This window comes from Clostridium sp. CM036, assembly GCF_055081135.1.
In genome coordinates this window covers 244,723-270,442 of sequence record NZ_CM143652.1, presented here as the reverse complement: position 1 = coordinate 270,442, position 25,720 = coordinate 244,723, and the positions used below count along the sequence as shown (strand labels likewise).

Sequence of the window (25,720 nt, the reverse complement as noted above, 5' to 3'; positions counted from 1 at the left end):
ATCTTAACAGTTTTTTTTCGTTAAGTCAATGCATTAATGCTATTTTTATTATTATCGTTCGTGTTTCTTCTACATATATGTACGTTTAATTACTATCATTAATAAATTGTTCGCATTTTTAAGTTAAACTAGTTTTTTATATCCGAATTCCAAAAAAATAAAAAAGAAGCAGCAAGGGCACAATTTGTACCCTTACTGCTTCTTATCTTTTATTTAAAATAATTTACTCCTGCCTCAAATATCTTTTGATCCTTCTCACCAATAATATTTTTTAAAGTGTTAACGCCTACTCTTTCAGAGTGACCCATTTTACCGAAAACCCTTCCATCCAAACTAGTGATTCCTTCAATAGCATGCATTGAACCATTAGGATTAAAGTTTATATCATAACTTGGCATTCCGTCGAAGTCTACATATTGAGTGGCTACTTGACCACTTGCGAATAATTTTTTAATTACTTCTTCATTTGCTACAAACCTACCTTCTCCATGTGATACTGGAATTGAATGCACATCTCCAACTTTTAAATTACTAAGCCAAGGAGACAGGGTTGAAACCACTTTAGTTTGCACTGTGCAAGATACATGTCTACCAATTTCATTATACGTTAAGGTTGGGCTGTTTTGTGTTATATCCGTTATTTCACCAAAGGGCAGTAACCCAAGTTTTATTAAGGCTTGAAAGCCATTGCATATTCCGAGCATTAACCCATCTCTATTTTTTAATAACTGATGTATGCTTTCGCGTATTATAGGATTTCTAAAGAATGTAGCAATAAATTTACCAGACCCATCTGGCTCATCACCAGCACTGAATCCACCTGGAAGCATAACAATTTGAGAGCTTTTTATTTTTTCTGCTATAGCTTTTATAGATTCTTCAATATGCCTTGATGATAGATTCTTTATTACCATAATTTCCACTTCAGCTCCAGCCCTTTCAAAGGCTCTCATAGAATCATATTCACAATTAGTACCCGGAAACACAGGAATTATAACTCTAGGCTTTGCTATTTTAATTGCAGGAGCCGATTTAAATTTTGGATTTTCAACACTTGCATAAATTTTATCATTTCTGATATTTAATTTACTAGTATTTACTTTCGTGCTAAATACACTTTCTAAAGGTCCTTCCCAATTACTTAACGCTTCTTCTAGACTAATAGTTTCCCCTAAGACTTTGATAAATGGTTCTACCTGAGTATGCCCAAGTATCTTAATATTTAAATTCTCTTTAATTAACTCTGAAAGCGTGCATTTATCTATTTCCATTACAATGCTGCCATAATCCTCTTTAAATATGCTTTCCACCTGAATATCTTCTTTAAATTCAAATCCTATTTTATTACCAAAGCACATTTTTGATATAGCTTCTGACAGACCTCCCATCCCTACTGCATAGGTTGATAACACCTTGCCACTATCTATTAACTTCTTTACCAATTTATAGTTTTGACGAAGCTCGCCAAAATCAGGTAATCCATCTTCACAAGTATTTGCATAAACTAAAACAACCTGACTATCTCCATTTTTAAACTCTGGAGATATAACCTTATCTGTATTTATAACATCGACAGCAAAGGATATAAGCGTTGGCGGTACATTCATATCATTAAAGGTACCTGACATACTATCTTTTCCACCAATAGCCGCTATGCTGAATTGTTTTTGTACATGTAATGCCCCTAAAAGTGATGAAAATGGTTTACCCCACTTATACGGTTCTTTTGACAATTTTTCAAAATACTCTTGAAATGTTAGTTTAATATTTTCATAATTAGCCCCACTAGCCACTACCTTTGTTACAGAATCTATTACTGCATAAGCAGCTCCATGGAATGGACTCCATTTTGATAATTTAGGATTGTACCCATAGGACATTATTGTACCAGTGGTTGTATCTCCGCGAAGTACAGGTAATTTTGCTACCATGGACTGAATTGGTGTTTTCTGAAATTTTCCACCAAAAGGCATTAACACCGTTCCTGCTCCTATTGTGCTATCAAACCTCCCAGCTAATCCTTTTTGACTACAAACATTTAAGTCTGATAGATTAGAATTCCATAAATCTTTTATTGATTTTAAATTACCTTCGCTCCATTTTAAATCTTTTGAAAAGTAGTATTCATTCTCTTTAGGTGCTGCTACTTTTACATTAATACGCTGATTAACTCCATTTGTGTCTAAGAAACTTCTACTCACATCAACAATAGTTTTTCCCTTCCATACCATTTTAAGCCTATTATCATCAGTTATTTTCGCCACCACTACAGCCTCTAAATTTTCTTCTTCTGCTAGCTTTATAAATACGACAGCATCTTCGCGCCTAACAACAACAGCCATACGTTCTTGGGATTCTGATATAGCAAGCTCCGTACCATCTAAGCCCTCGTATTTTTTAGTGACTTTGTCTAAATTTATTATAAGTGAATCTGCGAGTTCCCCTATAGCTACGGATACTCCGCCTGCACCAAAATCATTACATCTTTTTATAAGCGTCGTAACCTTTGGATTTCTAAATAATCTTTGAATCTTTCTTTCTGTAGGCGCATTACCCTTTTGAACTTCTGATCCTGAAGTTAGTATTGAGCTCTCGCTATGCTGCTTAGATGAACCCGTAGCTCCTCCGCATCCATCACGTCCTGTTTTGCCACCAAGAAGTATAACAACATCAGATGCCATTGGTTTTTCACGGACTACGTTCTTATAAGGTGCAGCTCCAATAACTGCCCCTACTTCCATTCTTTTAGCCACAAAGTCTTCATCATAAACTTCAGAAACGAGTCCTGTAGCAAGTCCTATCTGATTTCCATAAGAACTAAATCCATGAGCAGCTTCAAGGGTTATTTTTCTTTGAGGAAGTTTGCCTTTTATTGTATCTGAAATTTTCGTCCTTGGATCACCGCAGCCAGTAACACGCATTGCCTGATACACATAGCTTCTACCTGATAATGGGTCTCTTATTGATCCACCGAGACAAGTAGCTGCACCACCAAAAGGTTCTATCTCAGTAGGGTGGTTGTGGGTTTCATTTTTAAACATTACTAGCCACTTTTCCTTCTCTCCTTCAATGTCTGCTTTCACAATTATACTGCAGGCGTTTATTTCGTCTGAAACATCAAGGTCCTTTAATTTCCCTTGTTTCCTTAAATCTTTCATGGAAATAACAGCCATATCCATAAGTGTTACGTCCCTATTTGATTTATCATAAACAAACTCTCTAGTATTTAAATATTCCGCGTAAGCCATCTTAATTGGTTTAGAATATTTACCATCTTCTATGTAAACATCCTCAATTACAGTATTAAAAGTTGTGTGCCTACAGTGATCTGACCAATACGTATCTATAACTTTTATCTCCGTTATAGATGGGTCTCTCTTTTCCGTTTCTTTAAAATAATCTCTACAATATCTCAAATCCTCAAAGCTCATAGCAAGTCCATTACTTTTTAAGAACTCTTTTAAATCCGTATCATTCATCTCAATAAAAGATTCTACTGTTTTTACTTGTTCTGGCTCATTAAACCTTTGCTGTAAATCATTCTGTTTATCAAACCCTGTTTCTCTAGAGTCTACGGCATTTATGCAATACTCTTTAATTTTATTTAGTTCGTCATTAGTAATATTTCCCTTTAACACTATAACTCTTGCACTTTTAACTATATGTTTATCCTCTTGAGTTAAAATTTGTATACATTGAGCAGCTGAATCTGCCCTCTGATCATATTGTCCAGGCAAAAATTCAATAGCAAATACAGTATCGTACTTTTGAATATCTAACTCTTCATCATAAACCTGATCTACTGTAGGTTCTGAAAATATTGTATTCCTTGACATTAGGTACTGCTCCTTGGTTATTCCCATAACATCATATCTATTAACTAGTCTAAGCCCATCCAAGTTCGATATACCTAAATTTATTTTTATATCTCTTAGTTTTTTTTCACCTTCAACATTATAGTTCGCTTTTTTCTCTACATATAACCTATATATCTTATCTTTCATGATTAATACCTCCAAAATTTATATTTATACGAATATTAAACAATGATTTTCTTTTATAATTCGTTATAATCACATTATAATATACTTCATCTAATTATAAAAGCATATTTTAGAATAAAGTGGTTTTTAATTTTTCTATAATATTATTAAATTACGAAATTTAATAATATTATAGTAATTATGAAATTTCTTATCTTAATGTAGTTCCATACTTCATTGTTTTAATACTAACAAAAAAACAGGATGGCATAAATCTGCCATCCTGTTTTTTTCTAAAAAGAAAATTATAAAATTAGTTTTTCTTTTCAAAATCATTTTCGTAATTTTTCAAAGTCTTTTTAACTAAAGCTCCAAGACCTAATAATGCAATTAAATTCGGTATAACCATTAATCCATTAAAAGTATCAGCGAGTTCCCAAACTAGATCAACCTTTAGAGCTGCTCCTAATACTATAAATACAAGAACCAATCCTCTATATGTCGTTAACGCTTTTTTTCCAAATAAGTATTTAACATTTGCCTCTCCAAAAAAATACCAAGCTACTATGGTAGAAAAAGCAAAGAAAAATAACGCTATAGCTACAAATGGACCTCCAAGACTTCCCATACCATTCGAAAAAGCTTTTTGAGTTAACGCTATACCAGTAGTTTTTCCATCTAATGCTCCTGTAGTTAATATAACAAGTGCAGTTAATGTTAAAATTATAAAGGTATCAATAAATACACATACTATTGCAACGAGTCCCTGCTCAGTTGGATGATTAACTTTTGCAACTGCGTGTGCATGTGGTGTTGACCCCATTCCAGCTTCATTAGAAAATAAACCTCTTGCAATGCCGTATCTCATAGCTTCTTTTACGCCAACTCCTATTAAACCGCCAGTAGCCGCTTTAGGGTTAAAAGCTCCTACAAATATCATTTTAAATGCTGGTCCTAAATTAGCAAAATTCACTATAATGATTCCTAAACTACCCAGTATGTAAAATATAGCCATAAACGGAACTACTTTTTCAGTAAAGGCTGCAATTCGGCCTACTCCTCCAATAAAAATCATACCCGCTAATGCTGCAACTATCACACCAATGATTATACGAATATTGGTATTTGGGCTTATTGCTGCACTTATTGAGTTAGATTGTACCATATTCCCTATAAATCCTAATGCAATTATTATAGTTACTGAGAAAAATGCTGCCAACTTTTTACTCCCAAGGCCTTTACTAATATAGTAAGCAGGTCCTCCCGTCACCTCACCGTCAACTGTCTGTTTATACTTTTGACCAAGCACTGCTTCCGCAAAAATAGTTGCCATGCCAAAGAAAGCACTTAGCCACATCCAGAATATAGCACCCGGTCCTCCTGATGCTATAGCAGTTGCGGCTCCTGCTAAATTTCCTGTTCCTACTTGAGCCGCTATTGAAGTTGTCATGGCTTGAAAGGATGACATTCCATCTTTTCCTGCTTTATTGCCGAATTTAGCTCCTCCAAAAGTCTTTTTAAATGCATCTTTAAATTTTCTTACTTGAACAAATTTTAACGTCATTGTAAAGTAAATTCCAGTACCACATAACAAAAATATTAGTACATACCCCCACAAAACACCGTTAATACCTTTAATAATTGATAAAAAATCCATAAACACACGCTCCTTCTAGTTATTAAAATTTTTTCAGATAAAAAATTTCTTGTGTAAAGAATATATTTATACCAATTAATACTCTGTGAGACCATTATTTTTTAAAGCACACAAAAAATAGAGATCAAAATAAAATGACCTCTTGAAAATAACCCTGTCCTTTTACCTGAGAGTTTCACTAATGCACTATTAAATTTCATACAAATAATATGTAATTAAATAATGTTTAGCTTTCTCCTTCGGTGCTTATATAAGTCTCTCCAGAGGTTCGTCCGATATCAGTACTTCTCCAAAAATGGATACCTGAAAGTTTAACTTCTTCGGTGGATGTTATACATCTCTCTCCAAATATCTTCATCCGAAATTATTAATTTGTAATACTTCGCATGACTATAACATATTTTGAATTTTTAGTCAATAAAAAAAACACTCACTGTAAAGTGAGTGTTTTTTGGTACGACTAAGCCTATAAGCCGAGTCCTGTATTAGACAATCATCTATCTAGGCCCATTGTTACCAATAGGCTCAAGCGATACACCCGAGAACGAGACGGGCAGCCTCATAATGTTCTCCTATTCGATCTTGCTCCAGGTGGGGTTTACATAGCCGCAAAGTCGCCATTGCGCTGGTGAGCTCTTACCTCGCCTTTCCATCCTTGCTAGTACATTCAAAAATTTAGAAAAACTAAACTTTTGAATGCCTTTAGCGGTATATCTCTGTTGCACTTTCCTTAAAGTCACCTTCACTGGGTGTTATCCAGCACCCTGCCCTATGGAGCTCGGACTTTCCTCTCCTAATTATCGCACGCAATAATTAGCAGCGATTGTCTGGCTTACTCGTAAAACCAATGATATCATACTATTAAAATAAAAGCAAATAGTATTTTATTATTACTTAACTTTATATGGATCATGTGTATTTTTAGAAATTATAACCTCATTGTCATATCCATTTTCTATCAGTTGCTTTTTGAACTTTTCTGCAAATATTATGAGTGGTGTCCACTCAGTTGCAAAATGCCCAGCATCAATCAGCGCTATGTTTTCTTCTAATAAATCACTAACATGATGGTATTTAGTATCTCCTGTAATAATGCAATCTGCACCCAATTTTATGCTCTCCTCAAAAAAGTCTTCTCCACTGCCATTTATAATCGCAATGGTTTTTATTACTTTATTATGGTCGCCTGCATACCTAATATACTCAGTATTTAAAAGTTCTTTAACCTTTTCACATAAGGGCATTAATAAAATTGGGGTATCCAGAATCACTAGCCTTCCAATACCATTATCACCATTATTATACCCTTGAATTGTTGAATTCTCTATTACCTTATAATTAGTAAACCCTAAAATTTCTGTGACAATATCATTAAGTCCGCCTTTAACTGAATCTAAATTTGTATGACTAGCATATACATTTATACCATTCACAATTAGCTCAATAATTTTTTTTCCTACTAAAGTGTCTGTGGTAATAGTTTTGGGTTTAACAAAAAGAAGAGGATGATGAGTCAATATAAAATTGCACCCCTTATTCTTTGCCTCGCGAATTACGTCCATTGTACAATCTAATGCAATTAAAATTTTTGTAACCTGCGCATCTTTATCCCCAACCATTAATCCTACATTATCATAATCCTCTTTTAGTATATGTGGAGCAACCTGCTGCATAATATGCTCAATAGTACTTACTTTTAAAAGCATTTCAAAAACTCCTTAAGCCGTATTATAACAAGATAAAGTTGTTGTTTTCTATTTTTAGATAAAATTGTATCTTCATTTAAAGTATCATATATTTTTGAATATTTTTGCAACTTATATTCTATAAATTTTTGCATTACTAATTGTTTTTTATCTAATAATATTTTACTTATCTCGTAATATATACTGTCTACTTCTACTGGTTTAGTATTATACCTTGCCTTGATAATTTCATAAAACCTACCATCATCATTGCAAATTTCTTCATCAAGGATATCATACCCAGCGACATATAAATATTCTCTCAAAACCTCAGCATTTTGAACTGGCTGAAGTATCATATAATTAAATTGTTTAACAACATCTAAGTCAGCTTCTAAAATGTCTCTTATTAAATTGCCACCCATTCCTGCAATAATAGCTACCTGGACTTCTCCCTTTTCAACTGTAGATAGTCCACTTCCCAGTCTACAAATAATTTGACCACGCATATTATTGTGAATAATATTATTTTTGGCCTTCTCAACAGGCCCTTTATTTATATCAGAAGCAATAGCTTTTTTTATTACACCATTTTTCACTAAATTAATAGGAACATACCCATGATCCGTGCCTACGTCGATAACACTATCACATTCTTCTATCATACTTGCAATCCATTTTAATCTTATACTAAGCTCCATATCTCTCATCCTTATCTAAAATTTATTAATATTTTAAACTGCAATATTAAAAATATCATTGCCACAATTAGTGCCATATAAATATATTTATATGCTGATTTCCTATCATGTTTTGCGCAAAAATAACTTGCATAATACATACAAAAAAGCAACGCCATATTTAATACCCCGTAAATCATCTGAGTAAATGCAAATTGTTTGCCTGTCCCCATTTGTATTGGATTAAAATTCGCATCAAAGTTTAAGGGCATAATATTAGGTATATTACGTTTCAAATATAATATAAGTGGATTTAAGGTTAATATTATTATTATTATACTTACACCCATTAAAGGTAAAATGAAGTGCTTGTCTTTATGAAGATTATAGCTATTATTTACTTTATATTTCCACTCTACCACATGTATATCATGATGTATTAAAGTTTCCTCAAATTTTTTATAATCTAGAGGCGAAACTGCATAATTCATGTTTTTAGTTTTTATGTAAAAAACATTTTTATTATTTGTAACAAACATTCTACACATTCCTATTTTTTCAATTACAAATCTACCCATTGCAAAATTATTAGTAGCTATACCATTAAGCTTAACCCCCTCAATTGTACCAGTTGAGATAGTGTATCCTCCAATTTCATTTAATGGTATAATTATTTTTTTTAATGATCCAACAGCATAAATTTTAATATTTTCGTCATCAATAGTACATTTAAGTGATGCATAAAGCAAGATGTAATATCCTTGATATATATTACAAGACACTAATAAGACCTTTAATAAACTAACTACGATGTATGAATTAGTAAACCTGAGCACTATTAATATTAATATATTATATAATGCAGTCGTGAGCAAAATAAACCCTAAACCGCGTCCCCTCTTTGATATGTACTTTCCCATTTAATCACCTTCTAAAGCATATTATAGCATATTTAAACCGACCTTGTAAATATTCATACATGATTCTACATGGAGTAGAAAAAACACCTTAAATAAGGTGTTTTCTTAAGTATACTGTTCTAATCTAAGTAATCTTTTAGTTTTTTACTTCTACTTGGGTGCCTTAATTTACGTAAAGCCTTTGCTTCAATTTGTCTAATTCTTTCACGAGTTACATTAAACTCTTTTCCAACTTCCTCGAGGGTCCTTGCCCTTCCATCATCTAGTCCAAATCTTAATCTTAAAACCTTTTCTTCTCTAGGAGTCAAAGTATCTAAAACGTTGATTAATTGCTCTTTTAACATTGTAAATGCAGCAGCTTCTGCTGGTGCAAGAGCATCATCATCAGGAATAAAATCGCCTAAATGACTATCTTCTTCTTCACCTATAGGAGTCTCTAGCGATACTGGCTCTTGTGCAATTTTCATAATTTCTCTAACTTTTGCTACAGGCATTTCCATTTTTTCAGCAACTTCATCCGGTTGGGGTTCACGTCCAAGTTCTTGTAGCAATTGCCTTGAAACTCTAATAAGCTTATTTATAGTTTCAACCATATGTACAGGTATCCTTATAGTTCTTGCTTGGTCGGCTATTGCTCTAGTTATTGCCTGTCTAATCCACCATGTAGCATAAGTACTAAATTTAAAGCCTTTTCTATAATCATATTTTTCTACGGCTTTTATTAGTCCTAAATTACCTTCTTGAATAAGATCTAAAAATAACATTCCGCGACCAACATATCTTTTAGCTATACTTACCACGAGTCTTAAATTAGCCTCTGCTAGTTTTTTCTTAGCAGCTAGATCTCCTTCTTCATTTCTTTTAGCAAGATCAATTTCCTCACTTGATGATAATAAAGCAACTTTTCCAATTTCTTTTAAATACATCCTAACAGGGTCGTCTATAGATACGCCTTCGGGTATGCTAACATCCAGTTCTTCAGTTTCTGGTTCAGTTTCAGCTTGAGCTCCAGTCGCAGGTGCAGCAGCTTGATGCATATCACCAATAACCTCTATCTCCATTGATTCTAAAACTTCATAAACCTTTTCTATTTGTTCTGGACTTAAATCTATCTCATAAAGTTCTTCCATTATTTCTTTATAAGTTAAAGATCCTTTTTTCTTCCCTTTTTCCATAAGTTTTTTGACTATAGTCATTTTCGAACTTTTATCCTTCATCATATTACCTCCTTTCAAATTACTATAATTGTTTTAGATCTTTTTGCATTACTATAAGTTTTTGGGCTAATTGTATAGATTCTTCTAGCAAACCTTTTGATTCATATTGTTTGATTTTATTCATAATTTCTTTTTTCGACTCCTCTAACTTGAATTTTTTAAGTTCTTTAATGCAGTCATTTATAAGTTTTTTATGATCCTCTTCATCTCCTGAAAATTCAATTTCCATAGTATTTATCCACTCTTTTGTACATTCTATATCATTACATATAAATTCAATTTTTTTAGTTTTTTCATCTTTTGTTAAGTTTTTATATTTAACAATTAATGTATATATACTTTTATGACTTTGAAGTACCAATTGTTCTAGGTCCAAGTTTTCTGTGATATAATTACAATTTTCTTCATTTATAAACATAAATTTCAACAAATTTCTTTCAGCCTTAATATAAGCTGGCTCTAAGTATAATTTTTGTCCAAAATCTTGTTGCATATTCATTTTTTTGGTTTTTTTTGCATTTTTGTTGATTTCGTCACTTAGTAGGTCATATATTGCCTGTTCTTTGATGCCTGTTTCCTCAGAAACCTTTTTTATATAAACATCTTTTTCGACAGGATCTAAATCTGCAATAATTTCAGTAACCTTTTTCACATATTGTATTATCATTTCACTATTCGAAAAATTTATTCCGTCACCTGCTCTTTTAATCCTATAATATATTAAGGGGAGAGCATCATCCACTAATTTCTGAAAAGCCTGCTTTCCGTTGTTTTTTATATATTCATCAGGATCCTTATCCTTTGGAACTATCAGCACCCTTAAATCAAAACCTTCAGTCCTTAATATCTCAAGGCCCCTTAATGTTGCTGCTTGGCCTGCTACATCAGCATCATATGAAATAATAACTTTGTCTACATGTTTTTTCAATAATTTTGCTTGATTAATAGTAAGTGCCGTCCCCAGGGACGCAACGGCATTTGAAAACCCATATTGATGAAGTGAAATACAATCCATATATCCCTCTACAATTATTATTGTTCGAGACCTATTATTTTTTATTACAAAATTCAATCCATAAAGATGTAGCCCCTTATGAAATAATGGTGTCTCAGGTGAATTTAAATATTTAGGTTTTGAATCATCTAAAACCCTTCCTCCAAATCCGATGACGCTGCCTTTATAATCAAACACAGGAAACATTATTCTATTTCTAAACCTATCATAATAGGAATTTTTAGGACTTTTAATAATTAATCCTATACTAAGTAAATCTAATTCGGAGTAGCCTTTCCTTTTCAGGTATAATAACAATCCATCCCATTTATCAAACGAAAACCCTAAACCAAATTTTTTCATAGTAACTTCCGTAATTCCTCGGTTTAAGAAATATGTTTCAGCCTTCTTGTCCTTTCTTAAATTGTCATAAAAATACCTAGCCGCTGCTACATTAATATTGTACATTTTTTTATACATGTCTTTTTGAACATTATTTTCCTCATTGTCCATTTCTATACTAATGTTAGCTCTCTCGGCGAGTACCCTTGCTGCTTCAGGAAAATTTACATTCCTATCCTTCATAATATAACTAATTACATTCCCAGCTTCACCACATCCAAAGCATTTATAAATTTGCTTTTCCTCAGACACTGTGAAAGAAGGACTCTTCTCATTATGAAAAGGACAAAGACCAATATAATTTCGCCCCGCTTTCTTAAGTTTAACCCTTTCAGATATTACATCCACAATATCATTTTGTTCCTTAATTTTTCGGATAACATCTTCAGCAATCAATAGATTATTACCACCTTACTTATATAAGTTCACAATATAATTTTATTCGACAAAAAAGTGTATTATCCTTCTTTAAAATCATTTTTTTTAAAAAAAATTATGTTTGCTTATACTATATTCTTTATAAAACACAAATTTCCTTCAATATTTGTATTTTTTATTTTTTATTTATAAATTTTATATTAATATGTTTTCCAAACCCAATATTTGTTTCTATCATATTTTAATAAATAACAACCCTAGGCACATATAAATCATTAAAAAGCATTAAACAATAGTCATCACTCATACCAGAAATATAATCTGCTACTCCTATATGTAGACCTTCATACTTAACTATGCTTTTATAAAAGTCCGGCATAGCCAGTGGATTATTATAGTAATGTTTAAATACATGCGTTACCACAAATTGTGATTTTTGTCTTTCTGCCTTTAAGATTTCACCTTTGTATATATTTTCAAACATAAAATTTCTTAATTCACCCAATGCACTTCCAACACCTTCACTAAGTGATACACCTATATCCCCTATATCTAAGTTATTTATGGTGTTATAAATACAGTCTTTAACTAAAGTATCTATTCGCTTGCCATGATTTGCCCCTAATACTTCAATAGCACCTGGAGGTAGCATTGCTTCAGTTAACAATCCTGCTCTTATAGAATCGTCTATATCATGATTTACGTATGCAATCTTGTCACTATACCTAACAACCTGACCTTCAAGTGTTGAAGCCTTTCCAATTTTAGAAGAAAACCCACTATGATTGAGAATTCCATCTAGCACTTCCGCGCTCAAATTAAGACCAGCACCTAATTTTTCAATTTTTGTTAAAACTCTAATACTATTTTCATTGTGCCTAAATCCTTGTGGCAAAATATCATTAAACACCTCTTCACCATTATGAGCAAAAGGTACGTGCCCTATATCGTGACCCATTGCTATAGCTTCTATTAAATCTTCATTTAAGCCTATGCCTCTCCCTATAGTTTTAGCTATCTGTGCAACTTCTAAGGTATGTGTTAATCTTGTTCTATAGTGATCACTACTAGTCTTTATGTATACTTGAGTTTTATGCTTCAATCTTCTAAATGATTTACTATGTATTATCCTATCTCTATCCACCATATAACAGGTTCTTACCTCATCCTTATCCTCTAATACTTTCCTTCCTTTTGAGTTTAGAGATAACGCCCCATATCGTATAATGCTATTACCTTCATTAGTTTCTATTTTTTTGCGAATATCCATGGTTTTCCTCCTAAATTTAGGCATCTTCTAAAAACGGTTGATAAGTATGCATATTATTTTTTAAAGACGCTTTAGTTAGTATTCTACGAATCAAATTAATTTCCCTTTTTTAATGTTAAATGTATAATATTAAAGTTTTATTAATATCCTAATAATGTAATAATTTTTTAGGAGTGTTAAGATGCCATCTACGGCTAAAAACTTTAATAACATAAATTTATTGTCTGCCGAAAATGTAAAAAGACACATTCTGCCTCAATATAACTTAACTAATGCTGATATCACGCAAATCAAATTTAAAGATACAGATAAACAAAGGGCTGTATATAAAGTGCAAGACTTTGGTAAATGCTATTGTTTAAAAAAAGTTTATTATTCTATAAACGATTTATTATTTGTATACTCAGCTATAGAATGGTTATACAGAAATAATATCCATGTACCTCGCATACTTCCTACAAACACAAATAACAGATTTGTAAACTATAATAATATGTTATTTATACTCACCCCCTGGATTAATGGTATAAAATGTGATTATGATAATATTAATCATATTCTATTATGTAGTACCAACCTTGCAAATATGCATAAAGTCAGCATTAACTTTATGCCTATATATGGAAGTTCCATAAAAGAGGACTTTAGCCCTTTGAGCCCTTCCATATATAAACACTATGAAGGCCTTCTTAATTCCTCTAATTTGGCTTATAAATATAATGATGCCTTTTCAAATCTATATCTTAATCATTTTGAAACAAGTAGTAAGCTAGCTAAATATTCTGCAAACATTGCTTATGATATCAACCCCAATAATCTTACAAAATCATTATGCCACCTTGACTATGTTAATAAAAATATTATATTTGATACTAATAATGAAATATGGGTAATTGATTTTGATAAATGTAGAAATGACTTTTGCGCCCATGATATTTCCTATTGTTTAAGGCGCCTACTGAAAAGAGATAGTACAAAATGGGATTTAGAGCTAGCAATAAATTTTTTAGAATTATATGATAAAATCCTACCTTTAACCTTGGATGATTACAAATATATTTTTGTTTATTTGGCTTTCCCCCAAAGATATTGGAAAATATCAAGAGATTATTATGGTAATATTAACAAATGTAATAAAAAAGCCTTCTTACGCCTGCTAGATAACGCAACTAACAATAATGAATATCAATTAGATTTTGTTGAAAAGTTTAAAACGTATATTAAAAATAAATTTAAAATAACATAATAAATTTGATATTTTAATTCTGTTAAAAGTAAAAAGCCACTGCTTTGCAGTGGCTTTTTACTTTTAATTGATTAATTACATTTAAATATTATTTTTTTCTCGGATTATTTATTTCAGCCTGAGCCGCTGCAAGTCTTGCAACCGGAACCCTAAATGGTGAACATGATACATAATCAAGCCCTACATTATGACAGAATTCAACAGAAGATGGATCTCCACCATGTTCTCCACATATCCCAAGTTTTATACCTGGATTAGCCTCTCGTCCAAGATCAGCTGCCATTTTGACGAGTTTGCCTACTCCTGTTTGATCTAATTTTTGGAATGGATCAAATTCATAAACTTTCTTTTCATAGTAATGTTTTAAGAAGTTTCCAGCATCATCTCTTGAAAATCCAAAAGTCATTTGCGTTAAGTCATTTGTTCCAAATGAGAAGAAATCTGCTTCTTTTGCTATTAAATCAGCTGTAAGTGCGGCTCTTGGTATTTCAATCATTGTACCAACCATGTATTTTAAATCAATGCCTAACTCAGCTATGATTTGATCAGCTACCCTTACTACTATATCTTTAACATATTTTAATTCTCTAACTTCCCCAACTAAAGGAATCATTATTTCTGGAACAATATTGTATCCTTTTCTAGTTTTAACATCTATAGCTGCTTCAATAACCGATCTAGTTTGCATCTCAGCTATCTCAGGATATGATACTGCAAGTCTGCATCCTCTATGTCCCATCATTGGGTTAACTTCATGCAATGATTCAACAGTAGCTTTTAACTCTGCAAAAGTTATTCCCATGTCTCTTGCTAATTCTTTTATATCTTCATCAGCATGCGGTAAAAATTCATGTAGCGGTGGATCTAAAAATCTGATTGTAGTTGGTCTTTCTTCAACTTCTTCATAGATTCCTATAAAGTCCTCTCTTTGCATTGGTAATAATTTTTGTAATGCTAATCTTCTTGAATCTTCATCTTTAGCAACAATCATTTCTCTTATAACCATTATTCTATCGGCATCAAAGAACATATGCTCTGTTCTACATAGTCCTATACCCTCAGCTCCATATTTAACTGCTTGAGCAGCATCCCTTGGAGTGTCGGCATTAGTTCTAACTTTTAATCTTCTTATTTCATCAGCCCAGCCCATAAATATTTCAAAATAACCATTTATTTCAGGCTCAACCGTTTTAATTGTTCCAGCGTATACATTTCCTGTACTTCCATCCATTGAAATAAAGTCGCCTTCATTATATATCGTTTGTCCAATTTGGAAACTCTTAGCTTCTTCATTAACTTTTAAGTCTGAGCATCCAGCAACACAACAAGTCCCCATTCCTCTTGCAACAACCGCAGCGTGCGATGTCATTCCACCTCTCACTGTTAAGATACCTTCTGCAGCAACCATACCTTCGATGTCTTCTGGTGAGGTCTCAAGCCTTACAAGGATAACTTTATTTCCAGCTTCATGTTTAATTTTTGCATCTTCAGCCGTAAAGTAAACTTTTCCACAGGCAGCTCCAGGAGATGCTGGTAAGCCTTTAGCTATTACTATAGCTTTCTTTAATTCTTTTGCATCAAAGTTAGGGTGGAGTAATGTATCTAGTTGTTTTGGCTCAACCTTCATTATAGCTTCTTTCTTTGATAACATTCCTTCTTCAACGAGTTCTACCGCAATTTTTAATGCGGCTTGCACCGTTCTCTTACCGTTTCTTGTTTGTAAAAAGTATAATTTTCCATCTTCTATTGTAAACTCCATATCTTGCATATCTTTGTGGTGAGTTTCGAGGGTCTTAACAATTCCCATGAATTCTTCATATACTTTTGGCATATCTTTTTCAAGTTGTGATATATCTTGTGGTGTTCTTATCCCTGCAACAACGTCTTCCCCTTGTGCATTCATTAAGTACTCAGCATATATTCTTTTTTCTCCTGTAGATGGATTTCTTGAGAAAGCAACACCCGTTCCTGATGTTTCTCCTTTGTTACCAAATACCATTTCTTGAACGCTTACCGCAGTTCCCCAATTTCCTGGAATATCATTTAATCTTCTATATACATTTGCACGAGGATTATCCCATGATCTAAATACTGCCGAAACAGCCTCTATTAACTGACTTTTAGGATCACTTGGAAATTCTTCACGTTTATATTCTTTGTAGAATTCTTTAAATTGTTTAACTAATTCTTTTAGGTCACTCGCATCTAATTCTGTATCAAATTTTACGCCTTTTTCTTCTTTCATTTTATCCATCATGTTTTCAAAGTTTCTTTTTTCAATATTCATAACAACATCAGCAAACATTTGGATAAACCTTCTGTAAGAGTCATAAGCAAATCTTGGATTATTCGTTAATTTTGCCATAACTTCTACTGTATCATCATTTAATCCAAGATTTAAGATCGTATCCATCATACCAGGCATCGATGCTCTTGCCCCAGATCTAACTGATACAAGTAATGGATTTTCTAAACTTCCAAACTTCTTTCCTGTAATGTTTTCAAGTTCAGCCATTTTAGCATGAATTTCATGAATAATCTCGGATGCGATCAATTGACCATCTTCATAGTATTTATTACAAGCTTCTGTAGTTACTGTGAATCCCTGTGGAACTGGAATCCCAAGACTTGTCATATCTGCAAGATTTGCACCTTTCCCACCTAAAAGGTTTTTCATTGACATATTACCTTCACTAAATAAGTATACATATTTTCTGTTTTCCATTTTAACCCAACTCCTTCTAAATTATATATGATAATTAGTATATAAATATACCATTAACTACAATTAACACCATATTAACGAGATTTCGGAAGGAAAGTCTCCTTATGAATTCGTTAATGTTACAGCTTCGCAGAAGATTATTTAACCTTACTCAGGCTTTCTAAAATGGTATATATTTGAAATAAAACGTTTCCACAAAATGATGTTATACTAAATTTTTACATACCCTTCCTAACATTATACCACGTTTTTACAATCAAATGTATCATGATTTAATCACTTTTTGTTTAAGATATAGTTAGATTTTCACTTATATAAAGCCAGCAACTAATAAGTTGCTGGCTTTATATAAGTGAAAATAGCATTGATCAAAGTTTTAAAATATAGAAAAGAGAATACATTAGTTACTCTTTTCTTCTTCTTTTTTCTGCTCATCAAATTTAACAGTATATTGATATACATTTTCATTATTGCTATCTTTGATATCTTTGCTACCTTTGCTAAGACTGTCTTTTGTTTCATTAATTTTTTCTATTACATCTTCACTTATATCACTCACTTTGCCTTTTACTTCTTCAACTGTGTTTTTAATAATAGTATTAATAAACTCCACAGAACCGTCCTCTTTAGTTATCTCAATATTAACCTTTGTGATTACTGCTGTTAATAATCCTATGCCAATTAAAGAGGGCATATATAATCCAACGAGACCTGCTGCAATACCAGCATTAACAGGTATATCTATAATCACAGTTTCATCTTTTTTTATTTTTATTCTTGTTACAGTTCCTTTTCGTGCTGTATTTTTTATCCAAGTTACAAATTCATCCTTAGTCGTGTACATTTCTTTCATATTAAATTTTTCAGTTTTTTTTTGTTTTGCTTCGATATAAATCAAAGCATTAACTACATCACCATCACATTCTTCTAATGCTTCCTTAGCATCAGTGTACGTAACTCCTGTTCGTTCTTTAACAATATCAATCTTCTCTAGTGTAATTTCTGCCATTAAAATATTCCTCCTTATAATTTGTCCAGTTGTAAATAACAATTATTCATTGTTATTCACCCACTTATAAAAGTGGGCGACTTTCCTTTTGAAATGTCATTAAGTAATTAAACATTTCTAAGCTCTTCGGCTTACGTGTATAATTTTGGGAAATAATAAAGGATAAAATTTTATACAACTCGAGCTTGGATGTTTTTGAAACAATAATTCTATTAATTTTATCCATACCAAAATTGTTTAAGAATTTTAATGTATTATATGTAGGATTTGAAATATATATACTATTTAATTTTTCACACTCTTTACAAATTGGACCATAAGATATTAAATCAATGTTATTAGACATGGTTATTTTTTTTCTACATTTAACGCAGTAGTTAAAATTTAATGCATAACCTGTTGCCTTTAGAATTCTTATTTCAAAAGTTCTGGCTAGGACTTCTATATCCATAACGTCATTTTTTATGAAATAAAAGGCAGTAACTAAATTTATAAAAAGTTCTTTATTAACCTCTTCATTCTCCATTGTTATATCAATTAATTCATTAAAATACGAGGCATAAGTAATTGTATCTAGGTCCCTTAATAATTGCTGAAAAGAATCTATAATTGTAATTTCATTTATTGTATATAAATTTTTCCCTTTAAAAAGCACAAATTCTCCATAGCAGCAAGGTAAGGTCGATGATATATATCTGCTTTTATTTTTTCTGGCTCCCTTTGCTATGGCTGTTATTTTTCCAAATTCTTCAGTAAAAAGCCAAACTAACTTGTCAGTCTCTTTAAACTCTTGTGTCTTTATAACAATGGCCCTAGTTTTTAAAATTGACAGAAAATCATCCCCTATTTATATCCTAACTCTTTCAAAATACTCGAAGTATCTCTCCATTCCTTCTTTACCTTTACCCATAATCTCAGATGTATGTTTTCTCCTAATAATTTCATTATATCTTGTCTTGCATAAGTAGAAATTTGTTTTAGGGTTTTTCCACCTTTTCCAATTATTATTCCCTTATGAGAATCTTTTTCGCAAAGCAAGTTAACTTCAATATTGTAGATCTCTTTTTTATCTCTTTTCATAGAAATAATTTCTACTGCTATTCCATGAGGCACTTCTTGCGATAATAATTTCAAAGCTTTTTCTCTTATAATTTCAGTAATAATGAATCTTTCTTGCTGATCTGTAATCATATCTTCTGGGTAATATAAAGGTCCCTCTGGAATGTGCTCTTCTACAAGTTTAGTAACTATATCAATATTTTTACCTTTTATAGCTGCAATTGGTATTATTTCTTTAAAATTAAAATACTCAGAATAACCTTGAATAGTTTTAGCTACCCTCTCTTGAGTATTCTCATCAATCTTATTAACTAATAAAAACACGGGTATCTTAGTATCTTTAAATTGTTCAAGAATATGCATATCACCTTTATCAATTTCATCTCCTGGCGTAGTTATAAATAATATAACATCTACTTCACTAGCAGATTGCTTTGCTACTTTAACCATATATTCTCCTAGTTTATGTCTAGGTTTATGCATTCCTGGAGTATCTACAAATATTATTTGAGATTCTTTAGTAGTTAAAATGGTTTGTATGTTATTTCTTGTAGTTTGGGGTCTATTAGACACAATTGATAATTTCTCCCCCATAATATAATTTATTAATGTAGATTTTCCTACATTAGGTCGTCCTATAATAGTTACGTATCCCGATTTAAACATATATCCTCCTTTTGATTATCTTTAGTAAATAGTATTTATTAATTATTTGTTATCTTACTTTAATAAATCTTCTTTAGTAAAAGCACCTGGTAAAATTTCATCCATAGTCTTAATTATATAATTTTCTTCATTTTTTACTAATATAATATCAATATCATTTGTGGCAAATTCTACTATAACTTGTCTGCAAATACCACATGGATAGGTATTAGTTGACATATCTCCAACTATAGCAATAGCCTTGATTTTTTTATGCCCCTCAGATACAGCTTTGAAAATTGCTGTTCTTTCGGCACAATTAGTAGCTCCATAGGAAGCATTCTCAATATTGCATCCAGTATATATTGACCCATCTTCAGTAACAACTGCTGCGCCTACCTTGAATTTCGAATATGGCACATATGCATTTGCTCTAGCATCTATTGCTATTCTAGCTAACTTTTTATAATCCATTAGTACACTCCTATTCAAATAATTTGACAGTTATTCTTCACATATACACGAAAAATCACGTATACCAATTATATCACTAAATATTAGTATTTCAATAATATTATAATTATATTTCGGATATTAGTCATTAGACATAAAAAAATTAATTATCCTAAAATTTTAAATAGTAGCAATGTTAATAAAGTCCCAAAAACACCACCAAAAACCACTTCCAAGATAGAATGAATTTCTGAATCAACCCTACTTTGTGCAACAATTACAGCTAGCAAGTATGATAACACCATAATTAAAGGTTCATTCGTTAATAATGTTATGGCTGTAGCTACTGAAAAAGCTATGGTACTGTGACCGCTAGGCATTCCTCCTCTGAGTGGTGTTCCTTCTCCATAAATTGCCTTAACTATTACTGTAGCAATGCAAATTATAACCAGCATAAAAAAGATCATGTCAGGGTCAGATTTTTTAAGTTTTAACATAACTGTCATGTTAAAAGGAGTTATTCTATCCCAAAATATCACATAACCAACTAAGACTGAATTTATAGCGGTTACTAGTACTGCGCCAGCAGCGACATTTTTAGCAATTTTGGCTAGTGGATGATAAAAATTTGTTGTAGCATCTATGGCACATTCTACTGCCGTATTTATCATTTCAGCAACTATGACCATTGTTATAGTCATGGTAATAATTAAAAGTTCAATCTTTGACAAATCATAAAAAAAAGTGGCAGTAAGCACTACTATTGTAGTTAACATATGTATCTTCATATTTCTTTGCGTGCGAATGGAATATATGATTCCTTCAATAGCATAATTAAAACTATCAACTAATTTCTTAACCTTCATCCTTAACCACCTTTAAAAATATTCTCATGCAGTAAGACACATGAAACTAACCATAAGTGTATCCTACCTAGATATTTTAAAATTGTTCAATATTTCTTCTTCTCTTTTTCTCATAATATCTTTTGGGTCTTCCTCCATGTGGTCATAACCTAACAGATGTAAAATTGAATGCACTGTAAGATACGCACATTCGCGAGTAAATGAATGACGGAACTCTTCACTTTGCTGCTTCGCTTTTTCCAGGGATAATGCAACATCCCCAATTACTAGCCTTTCATCATATAAATCACTTTGGTCAAATTCATAATTTACATACACATCTTTAAACACCTTATTTTCTGGATAATGTAACATAGGGAAAGATAGCACATCTGTAATTTTATCTATTCCCCTATGCTCTAGGTTTATTTTTCTGATTTCTTCGTTGTCAATAAAGATAACACTTACCTCATTATCTATAAAAAGTTTTTCTTCTTTAAGCGTATACTCAATGACATTTTTTATAACAGTTTCAAGTTCACTCGAAACTTCAATCTTATTTTGCCTATTATCAATAAAAATCATACTTATTTTTACTCCTTTATTCTAGCCTCATTTTTTTATCTTCATGTTCCTTATCTTTTTGCCATTTGTCCATTGGATACTCTATTCTCTCATGGTATATTCCAGAAAGCGCTTTTAAAAATGCCTTTCTTATCTTTTCTAAATCTTTTAAAGTTAAATCGCAATTATTTAGTTGTCCATCATTAAGTCTGCTTTTTATTAGCTTATTAACCATTTCCTCAACTTTACCTTTCGTAGGATTTGGAATTGATCTTACAGCTGCTTCCACTATATCTGACAACATTATAATTGCCGCTTCCTTGCTTTCAGGACTCGGTCCCTGGTATCTAAAATCTTCTTCTTTAACTTCATCTGGATTGTCACTAGAATTTTTCATAGTTATATAAAAATAATTAACTAAAGTCGTCCCATGATGCTGCCTAATGATATCTTGAATTACTTTAGGTATTTTAAATTCTTTTGCAAGCTCTAACCCATCCTTTACATGAGAAATAATTATAAGTGTACTTAAATTTGCAGTTATTCTCTCATGTGGATTATCATTTCCTAATTGATTTTCTTTGAAAAAATATGGTCTCTTTATCTTCCCAATATCATGATAATATGCAGCAGCCCTTGCAAGAACAGGATTCGCTCCAACAGCTTCTGCTGCAACCTCTGACAAGTTAGCTACAAGCACAGAATGATGATAACTTCCTGGAGCCTCCAAAAGTAGCCGCTTTAGTAGTGGGTGATTAGGGTTTGATAGTTCCAAAAGTTTCACTGTAGTCACTATATCAAAAAAGCTTTCAAAAAACGGCAAAAATCCTATAGTAAGTACTCCAGATATAAGACTTGCGAGATACACTAGTCCTGCCTTTTTTAAAACATCAATTATACTATTGCTTAGCAAAAATCCCATAGATAGATACACCATAAGGTTTATTATTGCAATATATATAGCTGAATATAATATATCGTTTCTTTGTTGCATTTTCTTTAATATCATAACCCCAACAATAGAATTTAGCACAGCTAATATTGTTATTTCAAAATTAAAATTAACTGCAACACTAATTAGAATGCAATTAAGAATATTTAGAGCTATTGATACTTCATCATCAATTAAAATGGTCATAAGCATTGGCACGCAGGCTAATGGAATTACAAACAAAGAAATTATACCTAATGTTCTAGCCAGTAGTATAGCTATGATGCTAAGAAGATTAATCATAACTAATTTTTTTGTATCATTAAAAATTGCCGTATGATACTTATATAAATAAAACCATTGAAGTAATATTACTAGACATACAAGCGCTGCTACACTTGTATATAATGACCATTCAAAATTACTAGTATTATCTAGAAGCCCTAAGGATTCTAAAAGTGCCTTTTGCTCAGAGGTTATTGGTTCCCCCTCTTTTACAATGATCTGTTCCTTCTTAATCATAACAGGTTTAACACTTTTCCTTGCTTCTTCTATTAACACATCTGTACTTTTTTTATCATAAATTGAATTAGGACGAACCTCTACATTTGCGATAGACATCCCTATTGTTCTTATTTCCTTAGGAAAATTTGAGTTATTAATAAGTGTAGCAATAATCCCCTTTGCCAATATAATTTCCTCGGGTTTATTTTCATTTATTGTGGTTATATCATAAAGGGTTGTTATCGTATCTTTAAGAAATATTTCTAATTCCTTGGCTTTTTTAATTTCTAAATTTACTAAAGTCTGATAATTCTCATCGGTAAAATTAGGAATTGGGTTGCTCTTTTTGAGTGAATCTATTTTTTCCTCTTCCGATAATGTTTTTTTAGATGCGTCTACGCTATTACTTGTGGATGATTTACTAGTGTTTAACTGGGACACTGCTGAAAATAATTTACCGATATTTTCTATAGCCTTGTCATTTACTGAAACTTTAATTGTTCTTTTTCCTACGCTCTCTACAGCTTTTGTTCTATTGATTTCTGTGGCTCCTTCATTTTCAACTTCCCTAGGAGCTTTTATATCTACTTTTGCAATACTTCCCACATTTATTGTATACTTTTTTGGAACTAAAGCTGTTACTAAAATTGAATACATTATAATCGCCGTAACTATAAAAATCAAATATGATTTTGCTTTATTAAGCTTCATAAGTTCCCTTATATTTTTCATATCCCATCCCCACCTTTTCTTCTCGAGTAAACTATAAAAACATATTTTCTTTCTTAATGTTTAATGTTTTTTGAGATGCACTATTTTTTTTCGGGTATACTCACTTTTTCGGGTGTTATTTCTCCTTCTGAAGCAATATTTTCTTCAGCAACTACCACCACTCTTATTAGATACTTATCTTTCTCCTTTTTTACATCTTTAATTTTATCTATTATTTTTACACTTTTGTCTAAATTTTTTAAAATATTAGAATACATCCCCTCTACTACCTTACCCTCATCCGCAGGTATATTTTTTTCTTCAATTTCATAGTAGATTTCTTTTTTTATAAACTTACTGTTATTTTCTATTTTATCATAATTACTATATGGAATTATGTTATTTTTTAGATAAATTTTTTTATTTGCAAATTTAATATATAAATTGCTTATACTGTTTCCTGTTTTAACCTTTGATATATTGTTTAATGGGACTTCTTTAATCTCCTCGTAAAAAGTTTTTGCTATAACTTCCCCCTTCGCATGTACAGGATAAACATTTTCCTCCTTGCCCTGCTCTCCTTTAACTAACAGCTCCCCCTTTTGTATCATTTTCCCGGCTTCTACAACGGCTGTACCTTCCGTAGTGTATACTCTAACTACCATACCATGTTTGCTTGCTACTAAATTACAGGGTGTTTGGTTACTAATTATAATAGGCGGTGATTGTCTTTCTATTACATCAACTTTTAGCTTAACACCGTCAATCCTTGCTTTTACCCACATTATTTCATCATTACTTCTTGTGATTTTATTTTCAATATCATAAACATCTATATTTTTCTTTTTAAGTCCTGGTCTTATCCCAAAACCTTTAATTTGTTGACGCAATTCATATGGGCTTATATAATTTTCCGTATTGATTTCTATATTCCATACAAATGTAGATAAATAATATATTACGCTCCCAAACAAGATTACTCCGAGTAGAAGTGCAGATCGACTTCTTAACTTTATTAAAAAAAATGCTGCTCCGCTCCTTACTATAATTTTAACTCTAGTGTCTGTTCGTTTTGCCACTTTACTAATCTCTCCATAGTCGCTTAATCTCACTTCTAAAACTACAGTTGTTATATTTATTTTTTTTATGTTCTTAACTTGAATACCATTTCTCCACAATAAATTTATAAACTTTTCTGGCATTAATGATTGTATTTCCATTGTGATATTACCTTTTTTATATTTTTTAAAATTATTCATGACTTTCATACACAACCGACTTAAAGTTGCCACTCAAAGTTATTGTGTTTCCCCCTATAAATAGTATTTTAAAATTTTTACCGTATATCGAAATCGGACCCACATTGGAATTTATTTTTATTTCTTCTTCTTCAAAGATTACTACACCCTTATGGTTTTCTATATTTATTTCACTGTTAGCTAAAATAGTTATTTTCGGTAAATCTAACAGGATATCTCTTGGCAATTCTAACTTACTTGCTATAATTTCTTTCGTTTTATAAAATTTATTATCCATACACTCACCTCATAAAATACTTCATATTAAATTTATGAAAAAAAAGTCTAACAAATTACAGTTTTTAAATTTTATAATTTTTTTCAATAAAAAAAAGACTCAGCAATCGCTGAGTCTTTCATTTATTCAAATACTATTTTACTATTTTACTATTTCACTAATAAGCTTACCATCTGCATTACTTATAACTTTAAGCAATAAGGCAAACATAATTTTTTCAATGTATTTTATGCCATTATCCACCAATTACACAACTGCCTTTTTGAATAGCTCTATAATTTCTAATCTAGTTAACTGCTGAGGAAG

19 protein-coding genes, 1 other RNA gene and 1 riboswitch are annotated in these 25,720 nt (G+C 31.5%); of the genes, 1 reads left to right on the top strand and 19 read right to left on the bottom strand.

All coding sequences use genetic code 11. The annotated features are described in order from the left end of the window. Nucleotides 1-209: 209 nt before the first annotated feature. From ACWJKE_RS01180 to ACWJKE_RS01140, 9 genes are all read right to left on the bottom strand, one after another. Complete coding sequence (locus tag ACWJKE_RS01180; RefSeq protein ID WP_216303979.1) at nucleotides 210-4,004, bottom strand: phosphoribosylformylglycinamidine synthase; 3,795 nt, start codon at nucleotides 4,002-4,004, stop codon at nucleotides 210-212. 292 nt (nucleotides 4,005-4,296) lie between these two features. Further along, nucleotides 4,297-5,640 (bottom strand): alanine/glycine:cation symporter family protein, encoded by a 1,344-nt coding sequence (locus ACWJKE_RS01175; RefSeq protein WP_220285950.1) that lies wholly within the window; start codon nucleotides 5,638-5,640, stop codon nucleotides 4,297-4,299. A gap of 144 nt (nucleotides 5,641-5,784) precedes the next feature. Then, nucleotides 5,785-5,914, bottom strand: a riboswitch (glycine riboswitch). A 179-nt stretch (nucleotides 5,915-6,093) separates the two neighbouring features. Further along, nucleotides 6,094-6,479, bottom strand: an RNA gene (rnpB, locus tag ACWJKE_RS01170) — RNase P RNA component class A. Between the two features lie 51 nt (nucleotides 6,480-6,530). Beyond that, entirely contained in the window at nucleotides 6,531-7,346 is an 816-nt protein-coding gene (locus ACWJKE_RS01165; RefSeq protein ID WP_216303977.1) for a Nif3-like dinuclear metal center hexameric protein, read from the bottom strand. Continuing rightward, entirely contained in the window at nucleotides 7,337-8,026 is a 690-nt protein-coding gene (locus ACWJKE_RS01160) for a tRNA (adenine(22)-N(1))-methyltransferase (protein ID WP_220285951.1), read from the bottom strand. The genes ACWJKE_RS01165 and ACWJKE_RS01160 overlap by 10 nt, the downstream gene beginning before the upstream one ends. A gap of 11 nt (nucleotides 8,027-8,037) precedes the next feature. Further along, nucleotides 8,038-8,925, bottom strand: a complete 888-nt coding sequence (locus ACWJKE_RS01155; protein ID WP_220285952.1) for a PH domain-containing protein — start codon at nucleotides 8,923-8,925, stop codon at nucleotides 8,038-8,040. Nucleotides 8,926-9,044: 119 nt separating this feature from the next. Next, the gene (rpoD, locus tag ACWJKE_RS01150) at nucleotides 9,045-10,142 is read right to left on the bottom strand and encodes an RNA polymerase sigma factor RpoD (RefSeq protein WP_165414745.1); all 1,098 of its coding nucleotides are present in this window, start codon (nucleotides 10,140-10,142) and stop codon (nucleotides 9,045-9,047) included. Nucleotides 10,143-10,164: 22 nt separating this feature from the next. Beyond that, nucleotides 10,165-11,934: a DNA primase gene (gene dnaG / locus ACWJKE_RS01145; RefSeq protein WP_220285953.1), complete on the bottom strand. Its 1,770-nt coding sequence runs from the start codon at nucleotides 11,932-11,934 to the stop codon at nucleotides 10,165-10,167. 223 nt (nucleotides 11,935-12,157) lie between these two features. Beyond that, entirely contained in the window at nucleotides 12,158-13,186 is a 1,029-nt protein-coding gene (locus ACWJKE_RS01140) for a deoxyguanosinetriphosphate triphosphohydrolase (protein ID WP_220285954.1), read from the bottom strand. A gap of 181 nt (nucleotides 13,187-13,367) precedes the next feature. Between ACWJKE_RS01140 and ACWJKE_RS01135 the strand changes: the two genes are divergently transcribed. Continuing rightward, nucleotides 13,368-14,432: a CotS family spore coat protein gene (locus tag ACWJKE_RS01135; RefSeq protein ID WP_220285955.1), complete on the top strand. Its 1,065-nt coding sequence runs from the start codon at nucleotides 13,368-13,370 to the stop codon at nucleotides 14,430-14,432. An 88-nt stretch (nucleotides 14,433-14,520) separates the two neighbouring features. Here ACWJKE_RS01135 and ppdK read toward each other — a convergent pair whose 3' ends face one another. The 10 genes from ppdK to yqfC all read right to left on the bottom strand — a co-directional run bounded on the left by ppdK (nucleotide 14,521) and on the right by yqfC (nucleotide 25,414). Continuing rightward, the gene (gene ppdK, locus ACWJKE_RS01130) at nucleotides 14,521-17,157 is read right to left on the bottom strand and encodes a pyruvate, phosphate dikinase (RefSeq protein WP_220285956.1); all 2,637 of its coding nucleotides are present in this window, start codon (nucleotides 17,155-17,157) and stop codon (nucleotides 14,521-14,523) included. Between the two features lie 400 nt (nucleotides 17,158-17,557). Next, nucleotides 17,558-18,166 carry a DUF4342 domain-containing protein gene (locus tag ACWJKE_RS01125; RefSeq protein ID WP_216301806.1) on the bottom strand — a complete coding sequence of 203 codons (609 nt, stop codon included), beginning with the start codon at nucleotides 18,164-18,166 and terminating at the stop codon, nucleotides 17,558-17,560. Between the two features lie 64 nt (nucleotides 18,167-18,230). Beyond that, nucleotides 18,231-19,013, bottom strand: a complete 783-nt coding sequence (gene recO, locus ACWJKE_RS01120) for a DNA repair protein RecO (RefSeq protein ID WP_165414669.1) — start codon at nucleotides 19,011-19,013, stop codon at nucleotides 18,231-18,233. After that, nucleotides 19,010-19,891: a GTPase Era gene (era, locus tag ACWJKE_RS01115; protein WP_165414665.1), complete on the bottom strand. Its 882-nt coding sequence runs from the start codon at nucleotides 19,889-19,891 to the stop codon at nucleotides 19,010-19,012. The genes recO and era overlap by 4 nt, the downstream gene beginning before the upstream one ends. Before the next feature lie 54 nt (nucleotides 19,892-19,945). Next, nucleotides 19,946-20,344, bottom strand: a complete 399-nt coding sequence (locus tag ACWJKE_RS01110) for a cytidine deaminase (protein WP_216301805.1) — start codon at nucleotides 20,342-20,344, stop codon at nucleotides 19,946-19,948. Between the two features lie 146 nt (nucleotides 20,345-20,490). Continuing rightward, the gene (locus tag ACWJKE_RS01105; RefSeq protein WP_165414663.1) at nucleotides 20,491-21,189 is read right to left on the bottom strand and encodes a diacylglycerol kinase; all 699 of its coding nucleotides are present in this window, start codon (nucleotides 21,187-21,189) and stop codon (nucleotides 20,491-20,493) included. A 63-nt stretch (nucleotides 21,190-21,252) separates the two neighbouring features. Continuing rightward, nucleotides 21,253-21,753 (bottom strand): rRNA maturation RNase YbeY, encoded by a 501-nt coding sequence (gene ybeY, locus ACWJKE_RS01100; protein ID WP_216301804.1) that lies wholly within the window; start codon nucleotides 21,751-21,753, stop codon nucleotides 21,253-21,255. Between the two features lie 16 nt (nucleotides 21,754-21,769). Continuing rightward, the gene (locus ACWJKE_RS01095) at nucleotides 21,770-23,899 is read right to left on the bottom strand and encodes an HD family phosphohydrolase (protein WP_220319468.1); all 2,130 of its coding nucleotides are present in this window, start codon (nucleotides 23,897-23,899) and stop codon (nucleotides 21,770-21,772) included. Nucleotides 23,900-23,979: 80 nt separating this feature from the next. Continuing rightward, nucleotides 23,980-25,146 carry a sporulation protein YqfD gene (gene yqfD, locus ACWJKE_RS01090; RefSeq protein ID WP_216301802.1) on the bottom strand — a complete coding sequence of 389 codons (1,167 nt, stop codon included), beginning with the start codon at nucleotides 25,144-25,146 and terminating at the stop codon, nucleotides 23,980-23,982. Further along, complete coding sequence (gene yqfC, locus ACWJKE_RS01085) at nucleotides 25,130-25,414, bottom strand: sporulation protein YqfC (RefSeq protein ID WP_165414659.1); 285 nt, start codon at nucleotides 25,412-25,414, stop codon at nucleotides 25,130-25,132. The genes yqfD and yqfC overlap by 17 nt, the downstream gene beginning before the upstream one ends. Nucleotides 25,415-25,720: the final 306 nt, after the last annotated feature.